20 protein-coding genes are annotated in these 19,178 nt (G+C 59.3%); 4 read left to right on the forward strand and 16 right to left on the reverse strand.

All coding sequences use genetic code 11. The features are described 5' to 3' along the window. Window positions 1–18: 18 nt before the first annotated feature. The 9 genes from ACYZT7_RS23910 to ACYZT7_RS23950 form a co-directional block, all read right to left on the reverse strand. Complete coding sequence (locus ACYZT7_RS23910) at window positions 19–624, reverse strand: START domain-containing protein (RefSeq protein ID WP_462038472.1); 606 nt, start codon at window positions 622–624, stop codon at window positions 19–21. Window positions 625–665: 41 nt separating this feature from the next. Then, on the reverse strand, window positions 666–920 hold the full coding sequence (locus ACYZT7_RS23915; protein WP_462038473.1) for a YkgJ family cysteine cluster protein: 255 nt from the start codon (window positions 918–920) through the stop codon (window positions 666–668). 165 nt (window positions 921–1,085) lie between these two features. Beyond that, window positions 1,086–1,559, reverse strand: a complete 474-nt coding sequence (locus ACYZT7_RS23920) for a translation initiation factor 2 (protein ID WP_462038474.1) — start codon at window positions 1,557–1,559, stop codon at window positions 1,086–1,088. 88 nt (window positions 1,560–1,647) lie between these two features. Then, window positions 1,648–3,087, reverse strand: coding sequence for an aminotransferase-like domain-containing protein (locus ACYZT7_RS23925; protein ID WP_461969579.1), 1,440 nt, complete (start codon window positions 3,085–3,087; stop codon window positions 1,648–1,650). 201 nt (window positions 3,088–3,288) lie between these two features. Then, on the reverse strand, window positions 3,289–4,101 hold the full coding sequence (locus tag ACYZT7_RS23930; protein WP_462038475.1) for an OmpA family protein: 813 nt from the start codon (window positions 4,099–4,101) through the stop codon (window positions 3,289–3,291). After that, the gene (locus tag ACYZT7_RS23935) at window positions 4,098–4,454 is read right to left on the reverse strand and encodes a DUF4398 domain-containing protein (protein WP_462038476.1); all 357 of its coding nucleotides are present in this window, start codon (window positions 4,452–4,454) and stop codon (window positions 4,098–4,100) included. The genes ACYZT7_RS23930 and ACYZT7_RS23935 overlap by 4 nt, the downstream gene beginning before the upstream one ends. A gap of 9 nt (window positions 4,455–4,463) precedes the next feature. Beyond that, the gene (locus ACYZT7_RS23940) at window positions 4,464–5,300 is read right to left on the reverse strand and encodes a substrate-binding periplasmic protein (protein WP_462038477.1); all 837 of its coding nucleotides are present in this window, start codon (window positions 5,298–5,300) and stop codon (window positions 4,464–4,466) included. Window positions 5,301–5,381: 81 nt separating this feature from the next. Next, window positions 5,382–6,311, reverse strand: coding sequence for an electron transfer flavoprotein subunit alpha/FixB family protein (locus ACYZT7_RS23945; RefSeq protein ID WP_462038478.1), 930 nt, complete (start codon window positions 6,309–6,311; stop codon window positions 5,382–5,384). Between the two features lie 2 nt (window positions 6,312–6,313). After that, window positions 6,314–7,063 carry an electron transfer flavoprotein subunit beta/FixA family protein gene (locus tag ACYZT7_RS23950; protein WP_056745417.1) on the reverse strand — a complete coding sequence of 250 codons (750 nt, stop codon included), beginning with the start codon at window positions 7,061–7,063 and terminating at the stop codon, window positions 6,314–6,316. A 547-nt stretch (window positions 7,064–7,610) separates the two neighbouring features. On the opposite strand from ACYZT7_RS23950, the gene ACYZT7_RS23955 reads away from it, so the two are divergent. After that, complete coding sequence (locus tag ACYZT7_RS23955; protein ID WP_462038479.1) at window positions 7,611–9,275, forward strand: electron transfer flavoprotein-ubiquinone oxidoreductase; 1,665 nt, start codon at window positions 7,611–7,613, stop codon at window positions 9,273–9,275. Between the two features lie 60 nt (window positions 9,276–9,335). Here ACYZT7_RS23955 and ACYZT7_RS23960 read toward each other — a convergent pair whose 3' ends face one another. Next, window positions 9,336–10,226, reverse strand: a complete 891-nt coding sequence (locus ACYZT7_RS23960) for an AraC family transcriptional regulator (RefSeq protein ID WP_462038480.1) — start codon at window positions 10,224–10,226, stop codon at window positions 9,336–9,338. 192 nt (window positions 10,227–10,418) lie between these two features. On the opposite strand from ACYZT7_RS23960, the gene ACYZT7_RS23965 reads away from it, so the two are divergent. Next, window positions 10,419–11,471 (forward strand): NAD(P)-dependent alcohol dehydrogenase, encoded by a 1,053-nt coding sequence (locus tag ACYZT7_RS23965; RefSeq protein WP_462038481.1) that lies wholly within the window; start codon window positions 10,419–10,421, stop codon window positions 11,469–11,471. Here the strand turns inward: ACYZT7_RS23965 and ACYZT7_RS23970 are convergent, their stop codons facing one another. The 6 genes from ACYZT7_RS23970 to ACYZT7_RS23995 form a co-directional block, all read right to left on the reverse strand. Beyond that, entirely contained in the window at window positions 11,472–12,275 is an 804-nt protein-coding gene (locus ACYZT7_RS23970) for an IclR family transcriptional regulator (protein WP_008152270.1), read from the reverse strand. 60 nt (window positions 12,276–12,335) lie between these two features. Next, window positions 12,336–13,646 (reverse strand): MFS transporter, encoded by a 1,311-nt coding sequence (locus ACYZT7_RS23975; RefSeq protein WP_462038482.1) that lies wholly within the window; start codon window positions 13,644–13,646, stop codon window positions 12,336–12,338. Window positions 13,647–13,722: 76 nt separating this feature from the next. Continuing rightward, on the reverse strand, window positions 13,723–14,871 hold the full coding sequence (gene dgoD, locus ACYZT7_RS23980) for a galactonate dehydratase (protein WP_008152275.1): 1,149 nt from the start codon (window positions 14,869–14,871) through the stop codon (window positions 13,723–13,725). A gap of 63 nt (window positions 14,872–14,934) precedes the next feature. After that, the gene (locus ACYZT7_RS23985; protein ID WP_462038483.1) at window positions 14,935–15,555 is read right to left on the reverse strand and encodes a 2-dehydro-3-deoxy-6-phosphogalactonate aldolase; all 621 of its coding nucleotides are present in this window, start codon (window positions 15,553–15,555) and stop codon (window positions 14,935–14,937) included. Between the two features lie 19 nt (window positions 15,556–15,574). Next, window positions 15,575–16,567 carry a 2-dehydro-3-deoxygalactonokinase gene (locus ACYZT7_RS23990; protein ID WP_462038484.1) on the reverse strand — a complete coding sequence of 331 codons (993 nt, stop codon included), beginning with the start codon at window positions 16,565–16,567 and terminating at the stop codon, window positions 15,575–15,577. A 190-nt stretch (window positions 16,568–16,757) separates the two neighbouring features. After that, window positions 16,758–17,240, reverse strand: coding sequence for a GNAT family N-acetyltransferase (locus ACYZT7_RS23995; RefSeq protein ID WP_462038485.1), 483 nt, complete (start codon window positions 17,238–17,240; stop codon window positions 16,758–16,760). Between the two features lie 208 nt (window positions 17,241–17,448). Here ACYZT7_RS23995 and ACYZT7_RS24000 point away from each other — a divergent pair, with 208 nt between their 5' ends. Both ACYZT7_RS24000 and ACYZT7_RS24005 read left to right on the forward strand, forming a co-directional pair. Next, window positions 17,449–18,654: an MFS transporter gene (locus tag ACYZT7_RS24000; RefSeq protein WP_462038486.1), complete on the forward strand. Its 1,206-nt coding sequence runs from the start codon at window positions 17,449–17,451 to the stop codon at window positions 18,652–18,654. Window positions 18,655–18,757: 103 nt separating this feature from the next. After that, window positions 18,758–19,012, forward strand: coding sequence for a hypothetical protein (locus ACYZT7_RS24005; RefSeq protein ID WP_462038487.1), 255 nt, complete (start codon window positions 18,758–18,760; stop codon window positions 19,010–19,012). Window positions 19,013–19,178 lie beyond the last annotated feature (166 nt).

The following is a 19,178-nucleotide window of genomic DNA, read 5'->3' on the forward strand; positions in this document are numbered from 1 at the left end:
ATCAAAAGAGCGAATCGATTACTTCTCGGCGCGTTCTTTCAGGGCTTTCAAGGTATTGAACGGCGCATCAACCACAAACTTGTTGGCAACCATCGACGGTATGCTACCGCCCGGCTCGGTGTGCACCTGATAGGTCACTTCGATCTGGTCACCCTTGGGCACGAACTTCCAGAAACCGTCGACCTTGGTCACCCGCACAAAGCCTTTTTCCTCAGGAATGTACTTCGGCACACCTTCGAGCTTACGGGTCAGACTGCCATCGGCACCCTCGACGGTGGTGACATGCAGCACCGAATCACGCTCGGTAACCGGCCAAGGAGTATTGAACTGAGTGTAGGTCCAGCTCTGATCACCTTCGTGTTTGAGCAATTTCTGGGTTTTGCATTCGTGAATCCAGACGCAGGCGCCTGGCACGTCTTCCTGCAATGCACGCAGTTTGGCCAGGGTGGTCTTCATCAGTGTGACGCCACGGTAGGCCTTGTAATCGGAGCCGGCCACCTCGCTCAAGGAGATCTTGATGCCGTCCTGTTCCTTGGCGACTTTCCAGTCTTCGGCCTGAGCAGCCGTGGTGGCGAGCATTACCGTCAAACCACACAGCACAGCCATACGATGCAGCGAACCCATAATCTCATTCCTTATTGTTGAAGTTCCGTTCGTTGTACACATCACGCAGCCGTCATTTGCTCCCACCATCCCAGCAATTTGATCGCTTCGTCACTGCTGCTTCCGCAGACTTCGATGTCGGCTTCGAACGCCGAACACACTGCAGGACGTTCCGGTTTGCCGAAAACACCGCAGAGGTTTTCGGTAGAGAGTTGTACGCAACGTTCTCCGGTGGCTTTGCCCTTGGGCATGCCGGGGATCGGTGAACTGATGGAAGGGGCAATGCAACAGGCGCCACAGCCTTCACGGCATTTCATGACGACGAGCTCCTCGCGACGGGCGATGTGTTAAAGGACGTGGCACAGAGTAACCGCTAAAACGCTTGTTTAAAATTGCCTGGGCCCGGGTTTTTTCGCTTAAACGAGCGTGACTGACCAGTCTCCGACAAAGCGCCTGGCCAGCGGGTCACCGATGGGAAGAAATTATCGTTTGAACTCGAATTCCAGGGCTGCGCCTTCGACTTCATGGCGCTCTTCGTTGCGCAGTTGCAACTGCATTTCGTTGCTGATCAGCCTTCCATTGAGCTGAAACGGAGTGCTGCCGGACTTGTCACCGAACATTTGTGGCAATACTGCATCGTGCCGTGGCAACGCTACCGTACCGATCGGTTTCAGCTCCTCGGCCATGTCCTCGGGCAGGCTCAAATCCAGATCAGCCGAAGGAAGCTTGGTTTTCACGACCTCACTGGCGGGTTTGGACTTGGAGGCAATCGGCGGTCGTTTTTTCACCGGGGCCGCTTTCTTTTTGGCCGGCGCGGCTTTTTTGCCGGGAGCCGGTTTTTTCGATGTGGCGCTGGCTGCCGGCTTTTCCTGAACGGAGGCCGCCATGACGCCTTCGGCCTGGAAGGTCATCAGCAGGCAGATCGAAAGCCAGACGGCGGGGAAAATCGATTTCATAGACCCAACGGCGCAACGGCAGGAGGCCATATGCTCGCCTGTTGCAGGCAACATGACAAGCACGGACAGGAATAACCTGCCAGCCCCGTCACAGGCCGCCGGTCATCTCCTGGCAGAGCTGGGTGGCCAGCATGCCCAGGGTCATCAATGCACGCTCGGCTTCACGGTTCCAGGGTGTGCCGCAGTTCAGCCGAATGCAGTGATTGAACTGCTCGGTGTTACTGAAAATCAGCCCCGGCGCGATACTGATGCCCTGCTGCAACGCACGAACGTGCAGCTCCTGAGTGTTGACCCGCCCCGGCAGACTGACCCAAAGAATGAAGCCGCCGGTAGGCCGGGTCATCTGCGTGCCTTCCGGGAAGTATTGCTGCACGGCCAGCTGGAAAGCGCTGAGGTTCTTGCGGTACTCCTGACGGATGTAGCGCAAATGCCGGTCGTAACCACCATTCTCCAGATAGGCCGCAATGCCCATTTGTGTGACGCTGCAAGCCGAATGAGTACTGAACGTCTGCAAACGCTGGATTTCCTGCTGGTACTTGCCGGCAATCATCCAGCCGATCCGCACGCCCGGGGACAGGGTTTTGGAGAAACTTGAGCAGTAGATCACCCGGTCCAGCCGATCGTAGGCTTTAAGCGACTTGGTGCGCCCCTGCTCGAACATCAACTCGCCGTAGATATCGTCCTCGACGATCTGGATGTCGAAATCCGAGGCCAGGCGCAGCAGCTGTTTCTGTCGCTCTTCGGGCATGGTGCCGCCCAGCGGATTGCTCAAACGAGTGGTGAGCACAAGCGCCTTGATCGACCACTGGTTGGCTGCCAATTGCAGGGCTTCGAGGCTCATACCGGTCGCCGGGTCGCTCGGGATCTCGATGACTTTGAGGCCCAGCAGGTCGGCCAGTTGCAGCAAACCGTAATAAGTCGGTGACTCGGCGGCGATCAGGTCGCCCGGCCGGGTCAGCACCCGCAGGGACATCTGCAAGGCATCAACGCAGCCGTGGGTAATCACCACTTCCGACGGATCGACCACCACGCCGGCATCGCGCATGCGAATCGCAACCTGACGGCGCAATGGCTCGAAGCCGGGGCTGAACATGTAGCTGAAGGCACGCGGGCTATGGAAACGGGTGACCTTGGCCAATTGCTGATGCAAGGCGCGGACCGGCAGGTAATCGACGCTCGGCACGGCTGCACCCAAGGGAAACACACCCTCGCGGCGGGATTCGACCAGTACTTGTTGGATGATGCTGCTGCGAGTGACCAGACCTGGGCGCTCGACCCGGGCGATGTCCGGTGTCGGCGCGGTCAGGGCCGGGGTCTGGTGCACGTAGTAACCCGACTGCGGCCGGGCGCGGATCAGCCCCTGATCCTCGAGGTTGGCGTAAGCCTGCAACACCGTCGCATGGCTGACGTTGAGCTGCGAGCTCATCTTGCGCACCGAAGGCACGCGCTCCCCCGGTTGATAGACGCCACGGCGGATGTCTTCGGCCAGTTGCTGAGCAATACGTTGGTAGAGCAAAAGATTGGTCATGACGCAGCACTCGATTTCACGGGCATTTTATTCTTGTGTGAAACAATACCGGAACAGTTTAGAAGTGTACTGGGACAGTTGCCACAATAGTCGACCGTACAGTGCATTGTCAGCAAAAACTGTACTGCTTTGCGAACCAATTGGCAGGCATAAAAAAACCCGGCGCTGACTGGCAGGCCGGGTTTTCCAGTGACGCAGCCCTTAGCGGGCGGCGCCGAGCTGGCCTTTTTCGTCGGAGAACACAATTTCTACCCGACGGTTCTGTGCCCGGCCCCGTTCGGAGGCGTTCACGTCCACCGGGTATTCATCGCCATACCCTTCGACCTGGATGCGTTTGTCGTCGATGCCCAGATCCATCAGCACGTTCGCTACCGATTGCGCACGGTTGCGAGACAGCTTGAGGTTTTCCTGCTTGCCGCCGGTACTGTCGGCGTAGCCTTCGATGCGCACCACACGCTTGGGGTTGAGCTGCAGGAACTGCACGATCTTCAACACCACGCGGTTCGCCGAGTTTTTCAACTCCGCTTCGCCCGTGTCGAACAGCACATCGCCCAAGGTCATCACCAGGCCGCGGTCGGTCTGGGTGGTCGCCAGCGCGACGATCTGTTCTTCGAGCCATTTGCCCTGGTGCTGCACGCTGAGCAATTTGGATTCGCGCAGGGCCAGTTGCAGGCGCTGACGCTCCAGTTCGAGCTTCGCTGCACGTTCTTCGTTGAGCACCTGATTGGTGTGTTCACGCGCGATTTCGCTGTAGCGCTCACTCAGGTAAGCGTAATGCCGGACGTCCGATCCACTGCCCCAGTAGCTGGTCAGACGATCGGCGCGGGCCAGCGACTCCCCCGCGCGAATCACGTCCTTGGGTGCAATACGCAGCACGTTAGAGTCTTCCTTGACCTTCTGGAAGTCAGTACTGGCTTGCTGCAACACGGCCTCGCTGTGCTGGCCGGCACATCCATAGAGACTTACGCAGCCTGCCAGGATCAGACCGCCGAGCGCTTTGGTCTTGAGGCTCATTGGGCATCTCCCAGTTGCTTGCGCAGGCGAGTGATGCGGGTATTGAGCACGTTCAACTGCTCCTCGCTCTTGAGGGTCAGAACCCGGGCTTCGGCCAGACGCGCGTCCAGCTCGGCCTGCTCTGCCCGCATGCGCGCATGTTTGTAGGACTGATCGATCATGTCGCCTTGGGCACGGGCGAACTTGTCTTCGGCCAGCTTCAGTTCCGGCACATCGGTGGCGGTGGCGCCCACGGCTTTGGCTTGTACGAGTGCCTGTTCGGTCAGGCGAATTTGTTCATTCGGCGCCGGATCGGCTGCACAACCCGCCAGAGCCAGAACGGCCAGGGCAGCGAAAAGAGGTCGAATACTCACTAAAAATCCCTACTGTTTTGGGGTACTGACGGGTTGTTGCGGCGATTGCTGCTGTTGCGCCTTCCAGCGCTCGATATTGCGTTGCAGCACGGCTTCCGTCAGTCCGGAGGCGGGCAATTCTGTCATCTTTTTGGCCAGCTGTCCGCGCAACCACGGATCGTTGCAGGCTGAGTTGTGGGAAACCGCAAGGAACAGGCCGGGTTTGTCGATCGGTTGTGGTCGGGCGATCAGGTCGTTGGCCAGGTTAAGTGTCTGCGCAGCCGCCATGCCCGAGTAGCGTCCGGCAAGGACAAATTCCACCTCGCCCAGCAGCAATTTCTGAAAGGCCTGGGTCAGGTTAGGCGTACGTGCGAGGGTCAATTGCTGCTCGGCGAACACGCCAAATGCCGGGGTCATACGAGACTTTTCCGACAACGCACCGGGATGACCGTGAAGGTCCTGCGCTTCGTTGTAGACCAGCGTCGAGTCTTTGCGGGTCCAGACCAGGTAATCGTTTTCCAGTAACGGAGGATGAATGTAATCCAGGGATTGCAGTTCACTGACCGTCAATGACGCATCCGCCAACATGTCCATTCGCCCACTGCGCACTTCGTCCAGAGCCTGAGAGCGTTTGCCGGCGTAAAGCAGTTCGACCTTGATCCCCAGCTCCCCCGCCACTTGCTGCAACAGGTCAGCACTGGCGCCGATCAGGTGCTTGGGGTTTTGCGGGTCTTGCCACAGGTACGGTGGCGCATCCGGGCTGCCGGTCACCACCAGGTGTTCGCACTTGCCGGCAGCATTGGACAACATCGGCAACATTGTCAGACCCAGCAGTAATGACCAGCCACCCACGCGGCGCAGATCCATGGCGACACTCTCCCACTCAAATCCGGAACAAAAAAAAAGCCCGACCAAAAGGTCGGGCTCTTTATAAGTCAGGCCGCTGGATTAGACCAGCTTCTCAAACTCAGGGATGGCTTCGAAAAGGTCCGCCACCAGGCCGTAATCGGCCACCTGGAAGATCGGCGCTTCTTCGTCCTTGTTGATCGCAACGATCACTTTGGAGTCTTTCATGCCGGCCAGGTGCTGGATCGCGCCGGAGATACCGACGGCGATGTACAGCTGTGGAGCAACGATCTTGCCGGTCTGACCGACCTGCATGTCGTTGGGTACAAAACCTGCGTCGACCGCGGCGCGGGAAGCACCGACAGCAGCGCCCAGCTTGTCGGCCAGGGCGTACAGGTGTTTGAAGTTGTCGCCGTTCTGCATGCCGCGACCGCCGGAAACGACGATCTTGGCAGCGGTCAGTTCCGGACGATCGGACTTGGCCAATTCTTCGCCGACGAAGCTCGAAGTGCCCGCGTCGTGAGCAGCCGCAACGGCTTCAACAGCCGCCGAACCACCTTCAGCAGAAACCGGGTCGAAACCGGTAGCACGTACGGTGATCACTTTGACCGCAGCGTTCGACTGAACGGTGGCGATGGCGTTACCGGCGTAGATCGGGCGCTTGAAAGTGTCAGCGCTTTCGACCGTGATGATCTCGGATATCTGGTCAACGTCCAGCTGAGCGGCAACGCGCGGCAGGATGTTTTTGCCGTTGGAAGTCGCGGCAGCCAGGATGTGGCTGTAGCCCTTGCCCAACTCTGCTACCAGCGGCGCAACGTTTTCCGGCAGTTGGTGAGCATAGGCGGCGTTGTCGGCCACCAGCACTTTCGCCACGCCAGCGATTTTCGCAGCGGCTTCAGCCACGGCGCCAACGTTCTGGCCTGCAACCAGAACGTGGATATCACCACCGATTTTGGCGGCGGCCGCCACGGTGTTCAGCGTGGCCGGGGCCACGACCTTGTTGTCGTGTTCAGCGATTACCAAGATAGTCATGATTAGATTACCTTCGCTTCGTTTTTCAGTTTCTCGACCAGTTCAGCCACCGACTTGACCTTGATACCTGCGCTGCGTGCAGCTGGCGCTTCGACTTTCACGGTCTTGTTGGTGGAGGCGGTGGAAACGCCCAAAGCGTCCGGAGTCAGCACTTCGAGAGGCTTCTTCTTGGCTTTCATGATGTTTGGCAGGGACGCATAGCGCGGCTCGTTCAAACGCAGGTCGGTGGTGACGATGGCCGGCAGTTTCAGGGAAACCGTCTGCGCGCCGCCGTCGACTTCGCGAGTCACGGCAACGGTGTCGCCGCTGATTTCGACTTTGGACGCGAACGTGCCCTGACCGTAGCCGCTCAATGCTGCGAGCATCTGGCCAGTCTGGTTGTTGTCGCTGTCGATGGCTTGTTTGCCAAGGATCACCAGCTGAGGCTGTTCCTTGTCGACAACCGCTTTCAACAGTTTGGCAACGGCCAGGGAGGTCAGATCTTCGGCGGATTCGACGAGGATGGCGCGGTCGGCACCCAGAGCCAGCGCGGTGCGCAGTTGCTCTTGAGCGGTAGACGGGCCGATGGAGACGACGACGATTTCAGTCGCAACACCTTTCTCTTTCAGGCGTACGGCTTCTTCCACTGCGATTTCGCAGAACGGGTTCATCGACATCTTGACGTTGGCGAGGTCGACGCCGGAATTGTCCGCCTTGACGCGAACCTTGACGTTGTAATCCACAACGCGTTTGACAGCTACAAGAACCTTCATGGATTCCTCGTTACTCTCCGGTGAAAAGAAAGTCGCCTAGGCGAACCTGGCGGTTTGATGCTCATCGGCGCAAGGGCACCTCTAAAAACGCTGGCAAAGGTGTCAAGTGACAAGCGCTCACGATGCAGATGACCGTTCGTCAGTGATGACCGACAAGTCATTCAATATCGCGGCGTGTAAACTGCGCAGCAAACTTGCACGGCGCATCACCCTGTACTGCCATCGCCCTGTCTTTAGAGGTGCTCTTGAAACCAACAGTCAGCCTACGGCGAGCGCAAAACCGACCGTATATTGACCGGAACGCCTATTCCGGTCAATACGGCAAAATGGCCAGTCATAAGCCGCGTGACTTTGATTTCTCTGGCTTTGAGCCGATTCAAACAAACGTTTGTATTGGACGCTAGGAGTGGTGTAGATATAATGCGCCACCTTAGAGAGAAAGGTGGCTCATCGATTGTCCTCTTCCTGCATTGAGCAAGAATTCATGGATGCGACACCAAACCTCCAATTAGAAAAAAACTGTTGAGCCTTGAGTAGGAGATAACCTGTGGAACGCGAATACATGGAATTCGACGTGGTCATCGTCGGTGCCGGCCCCGCTGGTCTTTCCGCCGCCTGCCGATTGAAGCAGAAGGCCGCCGAAGCCGGTAAGGAAATCAGCGTCTGCGTGGTCGAAAAAGGCTCCGAAGTGGGTGCTCACATCCTGTCCGGTGCCGTGTTCGAACCACGCGCCCTGAACGAATTGTTCCCGGACTGGAAAGAACTCGGCGCCCCGCTGAATACGCCAGTCACCCGCGATGACATCTTCGTTCTCAAGAACGCCGACAGCGCGCAAAAGATTCCCGACCTCTTTGTGCCCAAGACCATGCACAACGAAGGCAACTACATCATCTCCCTGGGCAACCTGTGCCGCTGGCTGGCCCAGCAGGCCGAGAACCTGGGCGTGGAAATCTACCCAGGCTTCGCCGCTCAGGAAGCGCTGTTCGACGAGAACGGCGTGGTTCGCGGGATCATCACTGGCGATCTGGGCGTTGACCGCGAAGGCCATCCGAAAGAAGGCCTGTACACCCCAGGCATGGAGCTGCGAGGCAAGTACACGCTGTTCGCCGAAGGTTGCCGCGGCCATATCGGCAAGCAGCTGATCAAGCGCTTCAACCTCGACAGCGATGCCGACGCCCAGCACTACGGCATCGGCCTGAAAGAAATCTGGGAAATCGACCCAGCCAAGCACCAGCCAGGCTTGGTCGTCCACACCGCCGGCTGGCCGCTGGACATCATGGGCACCGAGAACACCGGCGGCTCGTTCCTCTATCACTTGGAAAACAACCAGGTGGTCGTCGGTCTGATCGTCGACTTGTCCTACAGCAACACTTACCTGTCGCCATTCGACGAGTTCCAGCGCCTCAAGCATCACCCGGTACTCAAGCAGTACCTGGAAGGCGGCAAGCGCATCAGCTACGGCGCTCGCGCTATCTCCAAAGGCGGCCTGAACTCGCTGCCGAAAATGGTCTTCAAGGGCGGCGCGCTGATCGGTTGCGATCTCGGCACCCTGAACTTCGCCAAGATCAAAGGCAGCCACACCGCGATGAAGTCCGGCATGCTCGCCGCTGAATCCGTGGCCGAAGCGCTGTTCGCTGAAAAGGACGGCACCGAAGAGCTGACCACTTACGTCGACGCGTTCAAGAAGAGCTGGCTCTACGACGAACTGTTCGCCAGCCGCAACTTCGGCCCGGCGATCCACAAGTTCGGCGCCATCGTCGGCGGCGGTTTCAACTGGCTCGACCAGAACATCTTCGGCGGCAAACTGCCGTTCACCTTGCACGACACCAAGCCGGATTACGCTTGCCTCAAGCTTGCGGCAGACTGCAAGAAGATCGACTACCCGAAACCCGACGGCAAGATCAGCTTCGACAAACTCAGCTCGGTGTTCATCTCGGGTACCAACCACGAAGAAGAACAGCCTTGCCACTTGAAGCTGACCGATCCGAGCATTCCGATCGCCAAGAACCTGCCGATGTACGATGAACCTGCCCAGCGTTACTGCCCGGCCGGCGTGTACGAAGTGGTGACCAAGGAAGACGGCGAGAAGCGCTTCCAGATCAACGCCCAGAACTGCGTTCACTGCAAGACCTGCGACATCAAGGACCCTGCACAGAACATCACCTGGGTGGCGCCGGAAGGCTCTGGCGGCCCGACTTATCCGAACATGTAAGTCGAACGGCTGAACATTAAGGCTCCCGAACGGGGGCCTTTTTGTTGCCGGCGATTCCTGTCAAGCAGCGCGTTCGTCACCGGGATTACGCTCGAAGTAGCGCTTGTACTCGCGACTGAACTGCGACGTACTTTGATACCCCACCCGATGCGCCACCTGCGCCACGCCCAATCCCTCGCCCAGCAATAACTGCTGGGCCCTGAGCAAACGCAAACGCTTCAAATACTGCACCGGCGACAACAAGGTGCTGCGTTTGAAATGCTCGTGAAACGTCGACGCACTCATGTTCGCGCAACTGGCCAAGGTCTCGACGTTCAAGGGTTCGGTGTAATGCGCATGCAGATGGCTGAGCGACGCCGCGATCCGGGCGAACTGCCCCTGCTGTTCCACCAACGCACGCAACACATCAGCTTGCGGACCACGCAAAGCAACGAACAACAATTCCCTCAACCGCGCCGGCCCCATGATCTGGCATTCCAGCGGATCGTGCAGGCAACGCAACAGCCGCTCCACGCAACCACGCATCCCATCGTCGAGCACTGCCGAGGTCATCGACTCGGGTGTCTGCGCAGGAATATTGCGCCCCGGCGCCAGCCCCATGGCCAAGACCAATTCACCGAGCAACACCCGGTCAATCGCGATGGAAACGCCCAGCATCGGGCCATCGGGTGCTGAAAACGTCTCGCATTCGAACGGCACCGGCAATGCCTGAATCAAATAATGCCCGGCGCCGTATTCCAGCGTACGCGGCCCCAGATACGCCAGTTTGCTGCCCTGGGCGATGATGACCAGACTCGGCTCGTAAATCTGCGGGCCGCGAGCCACATCACAACTGGCCCGCAAAACCTGCACACCCGGCAACGCCGTGGGCGCGAAACCGTCGCGATTAGTCAAAGGCTGAATCAGCGAAACCAGGGTGGCATTGGCATCGAGATGACGGGTCAACAACATGGGGAGCTCTTCACAGAAAAAGTCACGGAAAAAGGGATGAAAGCATCATCGCAGGTCTGATCGCCCATTTGACCAATCGAAGAAACAAGCCGGAGGATTAGGCATGACACCCGGAGGAATCGCCATGGCCGGTGGCCGGTGCGGCGCCCAGAATGCGTCAGCTCACCCGTCACAGCTTTTGCGAGGTTCATCATGTACACCGCCATCGGATATGCCGCCCAGTCGGCCACCACTCCCCTCGCCCCCGTGAAATTCGAGCGCCGCAGCCCTCGGGCCGACGACGTTGCGATCGATATTCTCTACTGCGGCGTCTGCCATTCCGACATCCATCAGGCACGCAACGAGTGGGGCATTGCCGTTTACCCACTGATGCCCGGCCACGAGATCGTAGGCAAAGTTACCGCCGTCGGTGCGAACGTCACCAAGCACAAAGTCGGCGATCTGGTTGGCGTCGGGTGCATGGTTGATTCCTGCCGCAGCTGCGAAGCCTGCCAGTCGAACCTCGAGCAATACTGCCTCGAAGGTCCGACCATGACCTACGCCACCCCGGACCGCGTCGATGGCAGCAACACCATGGGCGGCTATTCCGACAGCATCGTGGTCAGCGAGCACTTTGTCGTGCGCATCCCGGAAAAACTCGACCCGGCCAGCGCCGCGCCGATCCTGTGTGCCGGCATCACCACCTATTCGCCGCTCAAGCACTACGGCGTTAAAGCGGGCGATAAGGTCGGAATTCTCGGCATGGGCGGCCTGGGTCACATGGGCATCAAATTTGCCAAGGCGATGGGTGCTGAAGTGACGTTGTTCACCCGCTCTGCAAGCAAGGCTGAAGAAGGTCGTCGTCAAGGTGCTGACCACGTGATCGTGTCCACCGATGCCGATCAGATGAAGGCTGCGGCCGGCCATTTCGACTTCCTGCTGGACACCATTCCGGTGCAGCACGACCTCAATCCCTACCTCGATACGCTGCGTTTCGACGGCGTGCACATTCTGGTCGGGCTGATCGAGCCGGTAGATCCACCGATCCACGCTGGCAAACTGGTGATGAGCCGTCGCGTATTGGCCGGCTCGCTGATCGGTGGCATCGCCGAAACCCAGGAGGTGCTGGATTTCTGCGCCGAGCACAACATCACCTGCGACATTGAAATGCTCGACATCCGCCGGATCAACGAGGCTTACGCCCGCATGATTGCAGGTGATGTGAAGTACCGTTTCGTGATCGATATGGCGACACTGAAGGTCTGATCAGACCTTAGCGCCAAGCTCCGCCGACAGCCGGGCTGTGACTCCTTTGATCAGGGGAATCAGCTCGGCCATTTTCTCCAGCGGCATATACGGCACGGTGCTGGCGATGCTGATGCCGGCAACGATACGTTTGCTGGCATCGCGGATCGGCGCCGCTACACAGCGGATCGACGGTTCGTTGTCTTCCAGGTCGAAGGCATAACCGCCTGCCACATACTCGACCATGCGCTGCTGAAATTGCTCCCAGGACTGCTCCGGGTGCTGCGGCCAGAATTGATTTTTCCCACCCGCCGGCAAGCTGACTTCGTACAGCCGCTGCCATTCTTCCTGCGTGTCATCGAGCATCAGCGCCTTGCCGATCCCGGTCCGCGCCAACGGCATGCGATGGCCGACCCGCGAACGCATTTCCGGGCCATTGCGCCCCGGATTCTTGTGCAGGTACAGCACCTCGTCGCCTTCACGAATCGCCAAATGAATGGTGTCGCCGGTCAACGCCGACAACTCATCCAGATACGGCCCGGCCAGGGTCACCAGCGGCAGCTCTTCGCGCGCCTGGAAACCCAGTTCGATCAGCTTCGGCCCCAACAGATAACCGACTTGCGGCACCACGCGCAGGTAACGCTCGTCCACCAGGCAACTGGCCAGACGATGGGTGGTGCTGCGTGTCGTGCCGATCAGTCGGGCGATTTCCTTCAGATCGCGGGCACCACTGGCCACGGCCTGAACCACACCCAAACCACGAAGCAGTGTCTGGGTGCCGGTCGGTGCGGCGTCCTTGGCGATTTTTGGGGCGTCTTCCTGCATATCCAGCCTTTACCGTTGAGCGAGTGAACGGGCGGCATTATGGTCGCCCGCATGCCGCAACTACAACTTGATACGCTCGACTTTGCCGACCAGCAAGATGTAGGAAAGCGCGCCGATCAACGCCAGAACCGAGATGTAGGTGATCGCCGGGGCAAACGAATCACCGGTGGCGAGGAAACCGATGACGATCGGCGTGGTAATCGCCGACAGGTTGCCGATGAAGTTGAACACCCCGCCGGTCAACCCGAGCAATCGCGCCGGGGCCAACGTTGAAACCAGCGACCAGGTGATCGAGGCCAGCCCGTTACCGAAGAACGCCAACGCGAGGAAGGCAATCACCAGCGGTGTCGACTCGACGAAGTTGGCGCCGATGATCGAGGTGGAAATCAGCAGGCCGCCAATGATCGGCAACTTGCGGGCGAAACCCACGGTGTAGCCGCGGCGGATCAGCCAGTCAGAGAAGAACCCCGAACACAGCACACCGACGAAGGCGGCGAGAAACGGCAGCGACGCCAACAGGCCGGACTTGATGAAGTCCATGCCGCGATATTTCACCAGGTAGGTCGGGAACCACGTCAGAAAAAACCACAACGTCGAGTTGAGGCAGAACTGGCCGAGGTAGATGCCCCACAACTTGCGTTTGGTCAGAACGATGCCGAGATCGGTCCAGCTGAACTTGGCTTTGACCTTGGCTTGTTCAGCCTGGATATCCACCAGCCCGCCACCTTCGCGAATCAGCTCGATTTCGGCGTCATTGGCGCCTTTGAAATCCCGTGGCTCGCGATACACCGCGTACCAGATCACAGCCCAGAGAATGCCCACCGCACCGGTGCTGACAAACACCATGTGCCAACCATAGTGATGCTGCAGCCAGGCCAATACCGGCGTCAGGAACGCCAGACCGACGAATTGCCCGGACGTGTAGAAACCAATCGCCGTAGCGCGCTCGCGCTCGGGAAACCAAGTGGTGACCACACGGCTGTTGATCGGGTACGCCGGTGCTTCCAGTGCGCCGACCGCCATACGCAACACGAACAGTGCGATGAAGCTGGCCGCGAAGCCGAGCATGACGGTGGCGATCGACCATAACAGCAGCGCGACGCTATAGAGAATCCGCGGCGGGACGCGATCCACCAGCCAGCCGCCGGGGATTTGCATGGCGGCGTAGGTCCAGCCGAATGCCGAGAAAATTAGCCCGACGTGGATCGGGTCGATGCCCAGTTCGCTGGTCAGTGCCGGGGCGGCGATGGACAGGTTGCTGCGGTCCAGGTAGTTGATCACTACGGTGATGAACAGCAGGACCATGATGAAAAAACGCTTGCGACTGGGCGTCACCAACGACGCCTGCCCGGTAAGGGTTTGCGGTTGCATGGGGAATGCCTCTTCTTATGTTTATTGAGGTCGTGATCGTTCCCACGCTCCGCGTGGGAATGCAGCCAGGGAGAACTCACCACTCGGCAAAACTGCCATCGGCATGGCGCCAGATCGGGTTGCGCCAGCGGTGGCCGACGGCGGCGCGTTCGATCACGTATTCCTCATTGATCTCGATGCCCAGACCCGGGCCGTTCGGGATTTTCACGAAGCCTTTGTCGTAGTCGAACACCCGCGGATCTTTCACGTAATCCAGCAGGTCGTTGCTCTCGTTGTAATGGATGCCCAGGCTCTGCTCCTGGATGAACGCGTTGTAGCAAACCGCGTCCAGTTGCAGGCACGCCGCCAGGGCAATCGGGCCCAACGGGCAATGCAGCGCCAGCGCCACGTCATAGGCTTCGGCCATGTTGGCGATCTTGCGGGTTTCAGTGATGCCGCCAGCGTGGGACGCGTCCGGCTGGATGATGTCGACGTAACCTTCGCTGAGCACGCGCTTGAAATCCCAGCGCGAGAACAAGCGCTCTCCGAGGGCAATCGGGGTGCTGGTCAGCGGCGCCAGTTCCTTCAATGCTTCGTAGTTTTCGCTAAGCACCGGCTCTTCGATGAACATCAGTTTGTACGGGTCGAGTTCCTTCATCAGCACCTTGGCCATCGGCTTGTGCACCCGGCCATGGAAGTCGACGCCGATGCCGACGTTCGGGCCTACCGCATCACGCACGGCGGCAACGTTGGCCAGGGCCAGGTCGACTTTCTCGAAGGAATCGAGGAATTGCAGCTCTTCGGTGCCGTTCATTTTCACCGCAGTGAAACCACGCTCGACCGCTTCTTTCGCCGCACGAGCGGTGTCCGCCGGGCGGTCGCCGCCAATCCACGAATACACGCGAATCTTGTCGCGCACTTGGCCACCGAGCAGGTCGCTGACCGAAACGCCCAGGGCCTTGCCCTTGATGTCCCACAACGCCTGGTCGATACCGGCCAGCGCGCTCATGTGGATCGCGCCACCCCGGTAGAAGCCGCCGCGGTAGAGCACGGTCCAGATGTCTTCGATGTTGCGTGGGTCTTTGCCGATCAGGTAGTCGGACAATTCTTCAACGGCGGCGGCAACCGTGTGCGCGCGGCCTTCGACCACGGGTTCGCCCCAGCCGGTCACGCCCTCGTCGGTTTCGACTTTGAGGAAGCACCAGCGCGGCGGAACGATGAAGGTGGTCAGTTTGGTGATTTTCATCTTTTGCTCTCTTTTTATAAGTGCAGCTCTTATAGATGTAGCGCTCGCAGCGCCAAAAAAGTCTTAGCGAAGGGCTTTCCAGGCAGCGACATAGGCCTTGGCGTTTACCGCCACGTCCTCAGGCGTCATGCCCGGTTTGAACAACCCGGAACCCAGTCCGAATCCCTTGACGCCGGCGTCGATAAACACCTGCATGTTGTCCGGCGTAATCCCGCCGACCGGCGCCAGAATCGTCCCTGCTGGCAACACCGCGAGCCAGGCTTTGACGACTGCCGGCCCCATCTGCTCGGCTGGGAATATCTTCAGCACGTCCGCCCCTTCGGCCAGCGCCGCAAAGGCCTCGGTCGGAGTGGCAACGCCCGGCGACAGGAACAGCCCCGCCGCCTTCGCCGCGCGCAACACTTTGGGATCGCTGTGCGGCATGACGATCACTTGACCGCCCGCCGCCTTCACTTGCTCGACCTGCTCCGGCGTCAACACCGTGCCTGCGCCGATCAGGCAGTCGGCGGGCAAGGTACTGCGCAGGATGCGGATACTTTCGTACGGTTCAGGGGAATTGAGCGGCACTTCGATGACGCGAAAACCGGCGGCGTAAAGGACTTCGCCGATGGCGGCCGCTTCTTGCGGGCGCAGGCCACGCAGGATCGCGATCAGACCGTTTTGCGCCAGTGCTTGCTTGAGCATGTCAGACCTCCAGTCAGGTTTAACGAGGTGGGTGTGCGACGATCAGTCCGGCGGCAACCGCCAACTGCCACAAGCCGCGTTCGGTGGCCTGTTCGGCCAGGGTCACCCGGGCAAAACCACAGGCGTCGAGCGCCCGGCTGTAGCGGGCACAGAGTTGGGAATTACCGATGAGGATGATCGAAGGCAGATGAACGCTGTTGCGTCGGCGTCGCTGAACACTCGCCAACGCTGACAGTTCATGGCCGATCAACAAGCCGGACAAGTAATCCGGTTGGGCGGTGGCGCTGAGTTCGCCGGTCAACCCGAGGCTGCGGGCACTGAACAATGTCGACAACGGCCCGATCTCGCCATCCGCCGACAGGGCCACCTGCACACCACGATCAAAGGCTTGGCCATCGAAGGACGCGCCCTTTTGCTGGGTGCGCCCCAGAATGCTGTGTTCGCTGAGCACGGCGAAGACTTCGCCGGTCATGAAGGTATCGAAATGCACGATGCAGCCGTCGGCCACTTCCACCCACTTCGAATGACTGCCCGGCAGGCCGATCAACAGTTCACCGCCCGCCTCGACCGGTAAATTCTGCAGCACGCCGAGCACTTGGGTTTCTTCGCCACGCATCACGTTCGGCAGGCGCGAACGCTGAATCACGCCCGGCACGATGTGCACATCGACACCACGAAGACTGCGAACCGTTTGTAGGGAAGTTCCGAGATTGGCAACGTTCGCCGGCGTATCGCGGTAAGCCGCTTCACACCAGCCTTGTGCGCTGCCGACCATGCCGCAAGCAATCACCGGCAAGTCGGGCTGCGCGTCGAGCCAGTCACCGCAGGCCTCATCGAAGGCCAGTTCAAAACCGTCGGTACATGCCTGACCCGCAATCATTCGCGGCGTCCTGGGCAGCTGCATGATGCCCGACGACAGCGAACGCTGTTCGAGCACCTGGCCACCTGCGGCGAGTTTGTAAGCACGTAATGAGGTTGTCCCCCAATCGAGCGCGATCAATTGCGCCAGCATCGCTTCACCTGTTTTGTTTATTGGCAGTGAGTGAGCTGGACTATAAACCCTGACGCATAAAAATCTCAATATATAAATAACTGTCCCATATATTGAGATTATGACAAAAAAGATCGCAGCTTTCGGCGGCTTCTACACGTCGAGGTGGAAGCTGCCAAAGGCTGCGATCTTTAAAGGATGTCGCGTGCGATCAATTGCCCTCGGCAAACTCCCTCAACACCGCCCCATCCATCCGATACCGAACCCACTCTTCCTGCGGCTGAGCCCCCAGGGATTTGTAGAACTCGATCGCCGGTTTGTTCCAGTCCAGCACGCTCCACTCAAATCGGCCGCAATCATTGGCGCAGGCGACTTTTGCCAAATGGCGCAACAAGGTTTTGCCGGCACCGCCGCCGCGTTGTTCGGGGGTGATGTAGAGGTCTTCGAGGTACAGGCAGTTGCTGCCCAGCCACGTGGAATAGCTGAAGAAGAACACCGCGAAGCCGATCGGCGAGCCGTCGCGCAGGCAGATCAGGCCGTGGGCGGTGGCGCCTTCACTGAACAGGCTGCGCTCGATGTCGGCGACGCTGGCGATGACTTCGTGGCGGGCACGTTCGTAGTCGGCCAGTTCGGTGATGAACCCGAGGATTTGCGGTGCATCGCTCGGGGTCGCCGGGCGGATCTCGATCGTCATGGACGTGCCTTCGTCAAAAGTGGAAAACGCCATACTAAGTCGGCGAGCAGCGCTCGTCACATATGAAATCAAAACGTCATCCGTGGGGCCTGGTGAAGGCTTTACTCCGGCTAGCGCTAACCCTGAAATCGATAACCTCAGACCTAACATCAGCGCCTTGCATGATAGATAGATGAAGCTCTCTTCTATCGGGTCAAGGAACCGCGTCATGCCTAGTGCAACACCCCAAGTCTCCAGCAGATTGTTCGGCCTGTTTTGCCTGGCCAGCTATTTGCTGTCGCTGTCCTATGGCTCGACCTTTTTGCTGTCGTTGTTGATCGGTTCCCGCGGCGGCAACGAGCACGATGCCGGCAGTGTGATTTCGGCGGCGATGCTCAGTACGTTTGCAGCGGTGATCGTCTCCGGGCACTTGTCCGATTTGCTCGGCGCGGCGCGCTCGATTGCGCTGTTTGGCATTCTGCTGGTGGCCGCCAGCCTGGGCTTCGCCCTGACACCAGGTTTCGGCAATCTGCTGTTGTTTTTCGGACTCTTGCTGGGGCTGGGTTGGGGCGTGTTCTACACCTTGGGGCCGATCATCGTGGCGAGTCTGGTAACGCCCGCCCAACGTGCGAAATACTTTGCGCTGCTGTCGGGCAGCATGATGACCGGGATCGGCAGCGATCCCTTGTTAGGGCGCGCTGCCAGTGCCCTCGGCTATCCGATCACCGCGGCGTTTTACCTCGCGGCGCTGGCCAGCCTGATCGGCGTGTTGCTGTTCTGGCGGTTGGATTCGCAGCTGAAAAAAGCGCCGGCCCACTCGGCAGCGGTGTCACGAATTTCCTGGCGGGCAGCGGCGCAAGTGCTGTCGTCCAGAGCGGCGTTCCCGATCATCATGGTTGGCCTCGGTGGTTGCGTATTCGGCGGTCTGTCGAGTTTTCAAACCAGCTACGCGGCGGCGCGTTCACTCGACTATTCACTGTTCTTCCTCGGCTTCATGAGCGCAGCGATCAGCAGCCGAATGCTGATCGCCGGCTTCGTGGTCAAGCGCGACCCACTCTGGGCGTCTTGCCTGCTGTCGGGCTTGATGATGGGCTCGATCCTGATGTTCGGTTTCGTCGTCGACGACAGGTTCAGCTACGTGCTGGCGGCAGTGATGCTTGGGGTCGGTTACGGGTTGACCTATTCGGTGATCAACGGCCTGGCGGCCAACGAGGCGCCAAACGGCACCACCGCGCAATCCTTGCTGCTGTTCAGCCTGTCCTACTTCATCGGCGTGTTCGGCTTTCCGCTGCTGGCCGGGAAAATCATCGTCGAACAAGGGATGTCGACGCTGCTGTTCACGGTGCTGGCAGTGGCCCTGCTGAACTGGCTGATCAGCGTCGGCCGGCTGGTCTGGCGTCGGGCCGTTACCGTCAGAGCCTTGCAGCGGGCCTAGACCGTTCGTCGCTCATCAGGCACCAATCCAAATCGGAGGCGGACCAACCTCTAGTAAAGGACTCTAATTAAATGGACCTATCCACATCCATGAAGAGGTAACCATGAACGTCGATAAAAACCTTGAGAAAGAAGTCCTGACCCGACTGCTGCATGCCCATCCAAGTGGTTTGGGCAAAGAGGTCCTGGACAATTACCGGGGGGAGAAAGTCGTGGCCAGCACCCTCGCCACGCTGCAGGATCGTGGATTGATCCAGCATGGTCATGTGATCTGCAACGAGGCCGGTGAGCACTCGTTGAACCTGCCGATCAAACTCAGTGCCGCAGGGGTTGAGGCGGCGCGCAAGCTGGACGTTTAACAAGACGAATCAGGTCGCAGCCGTGCGCGGCTGCGACCGGGTAAGGTCAGGATTGAGCGTGAATTTTATGGCCCCATCGCGAGCAAGCTCGCTCCCACAGGGGATTTGTGTCGTTCACAGATTCAGTGTGGGAGCGAGCTTGCTCCGGGCGGCGTTCCGACGATGG

Source organism: Pseudomonas sp. RT4P38, from assembly GCF_054897765.1.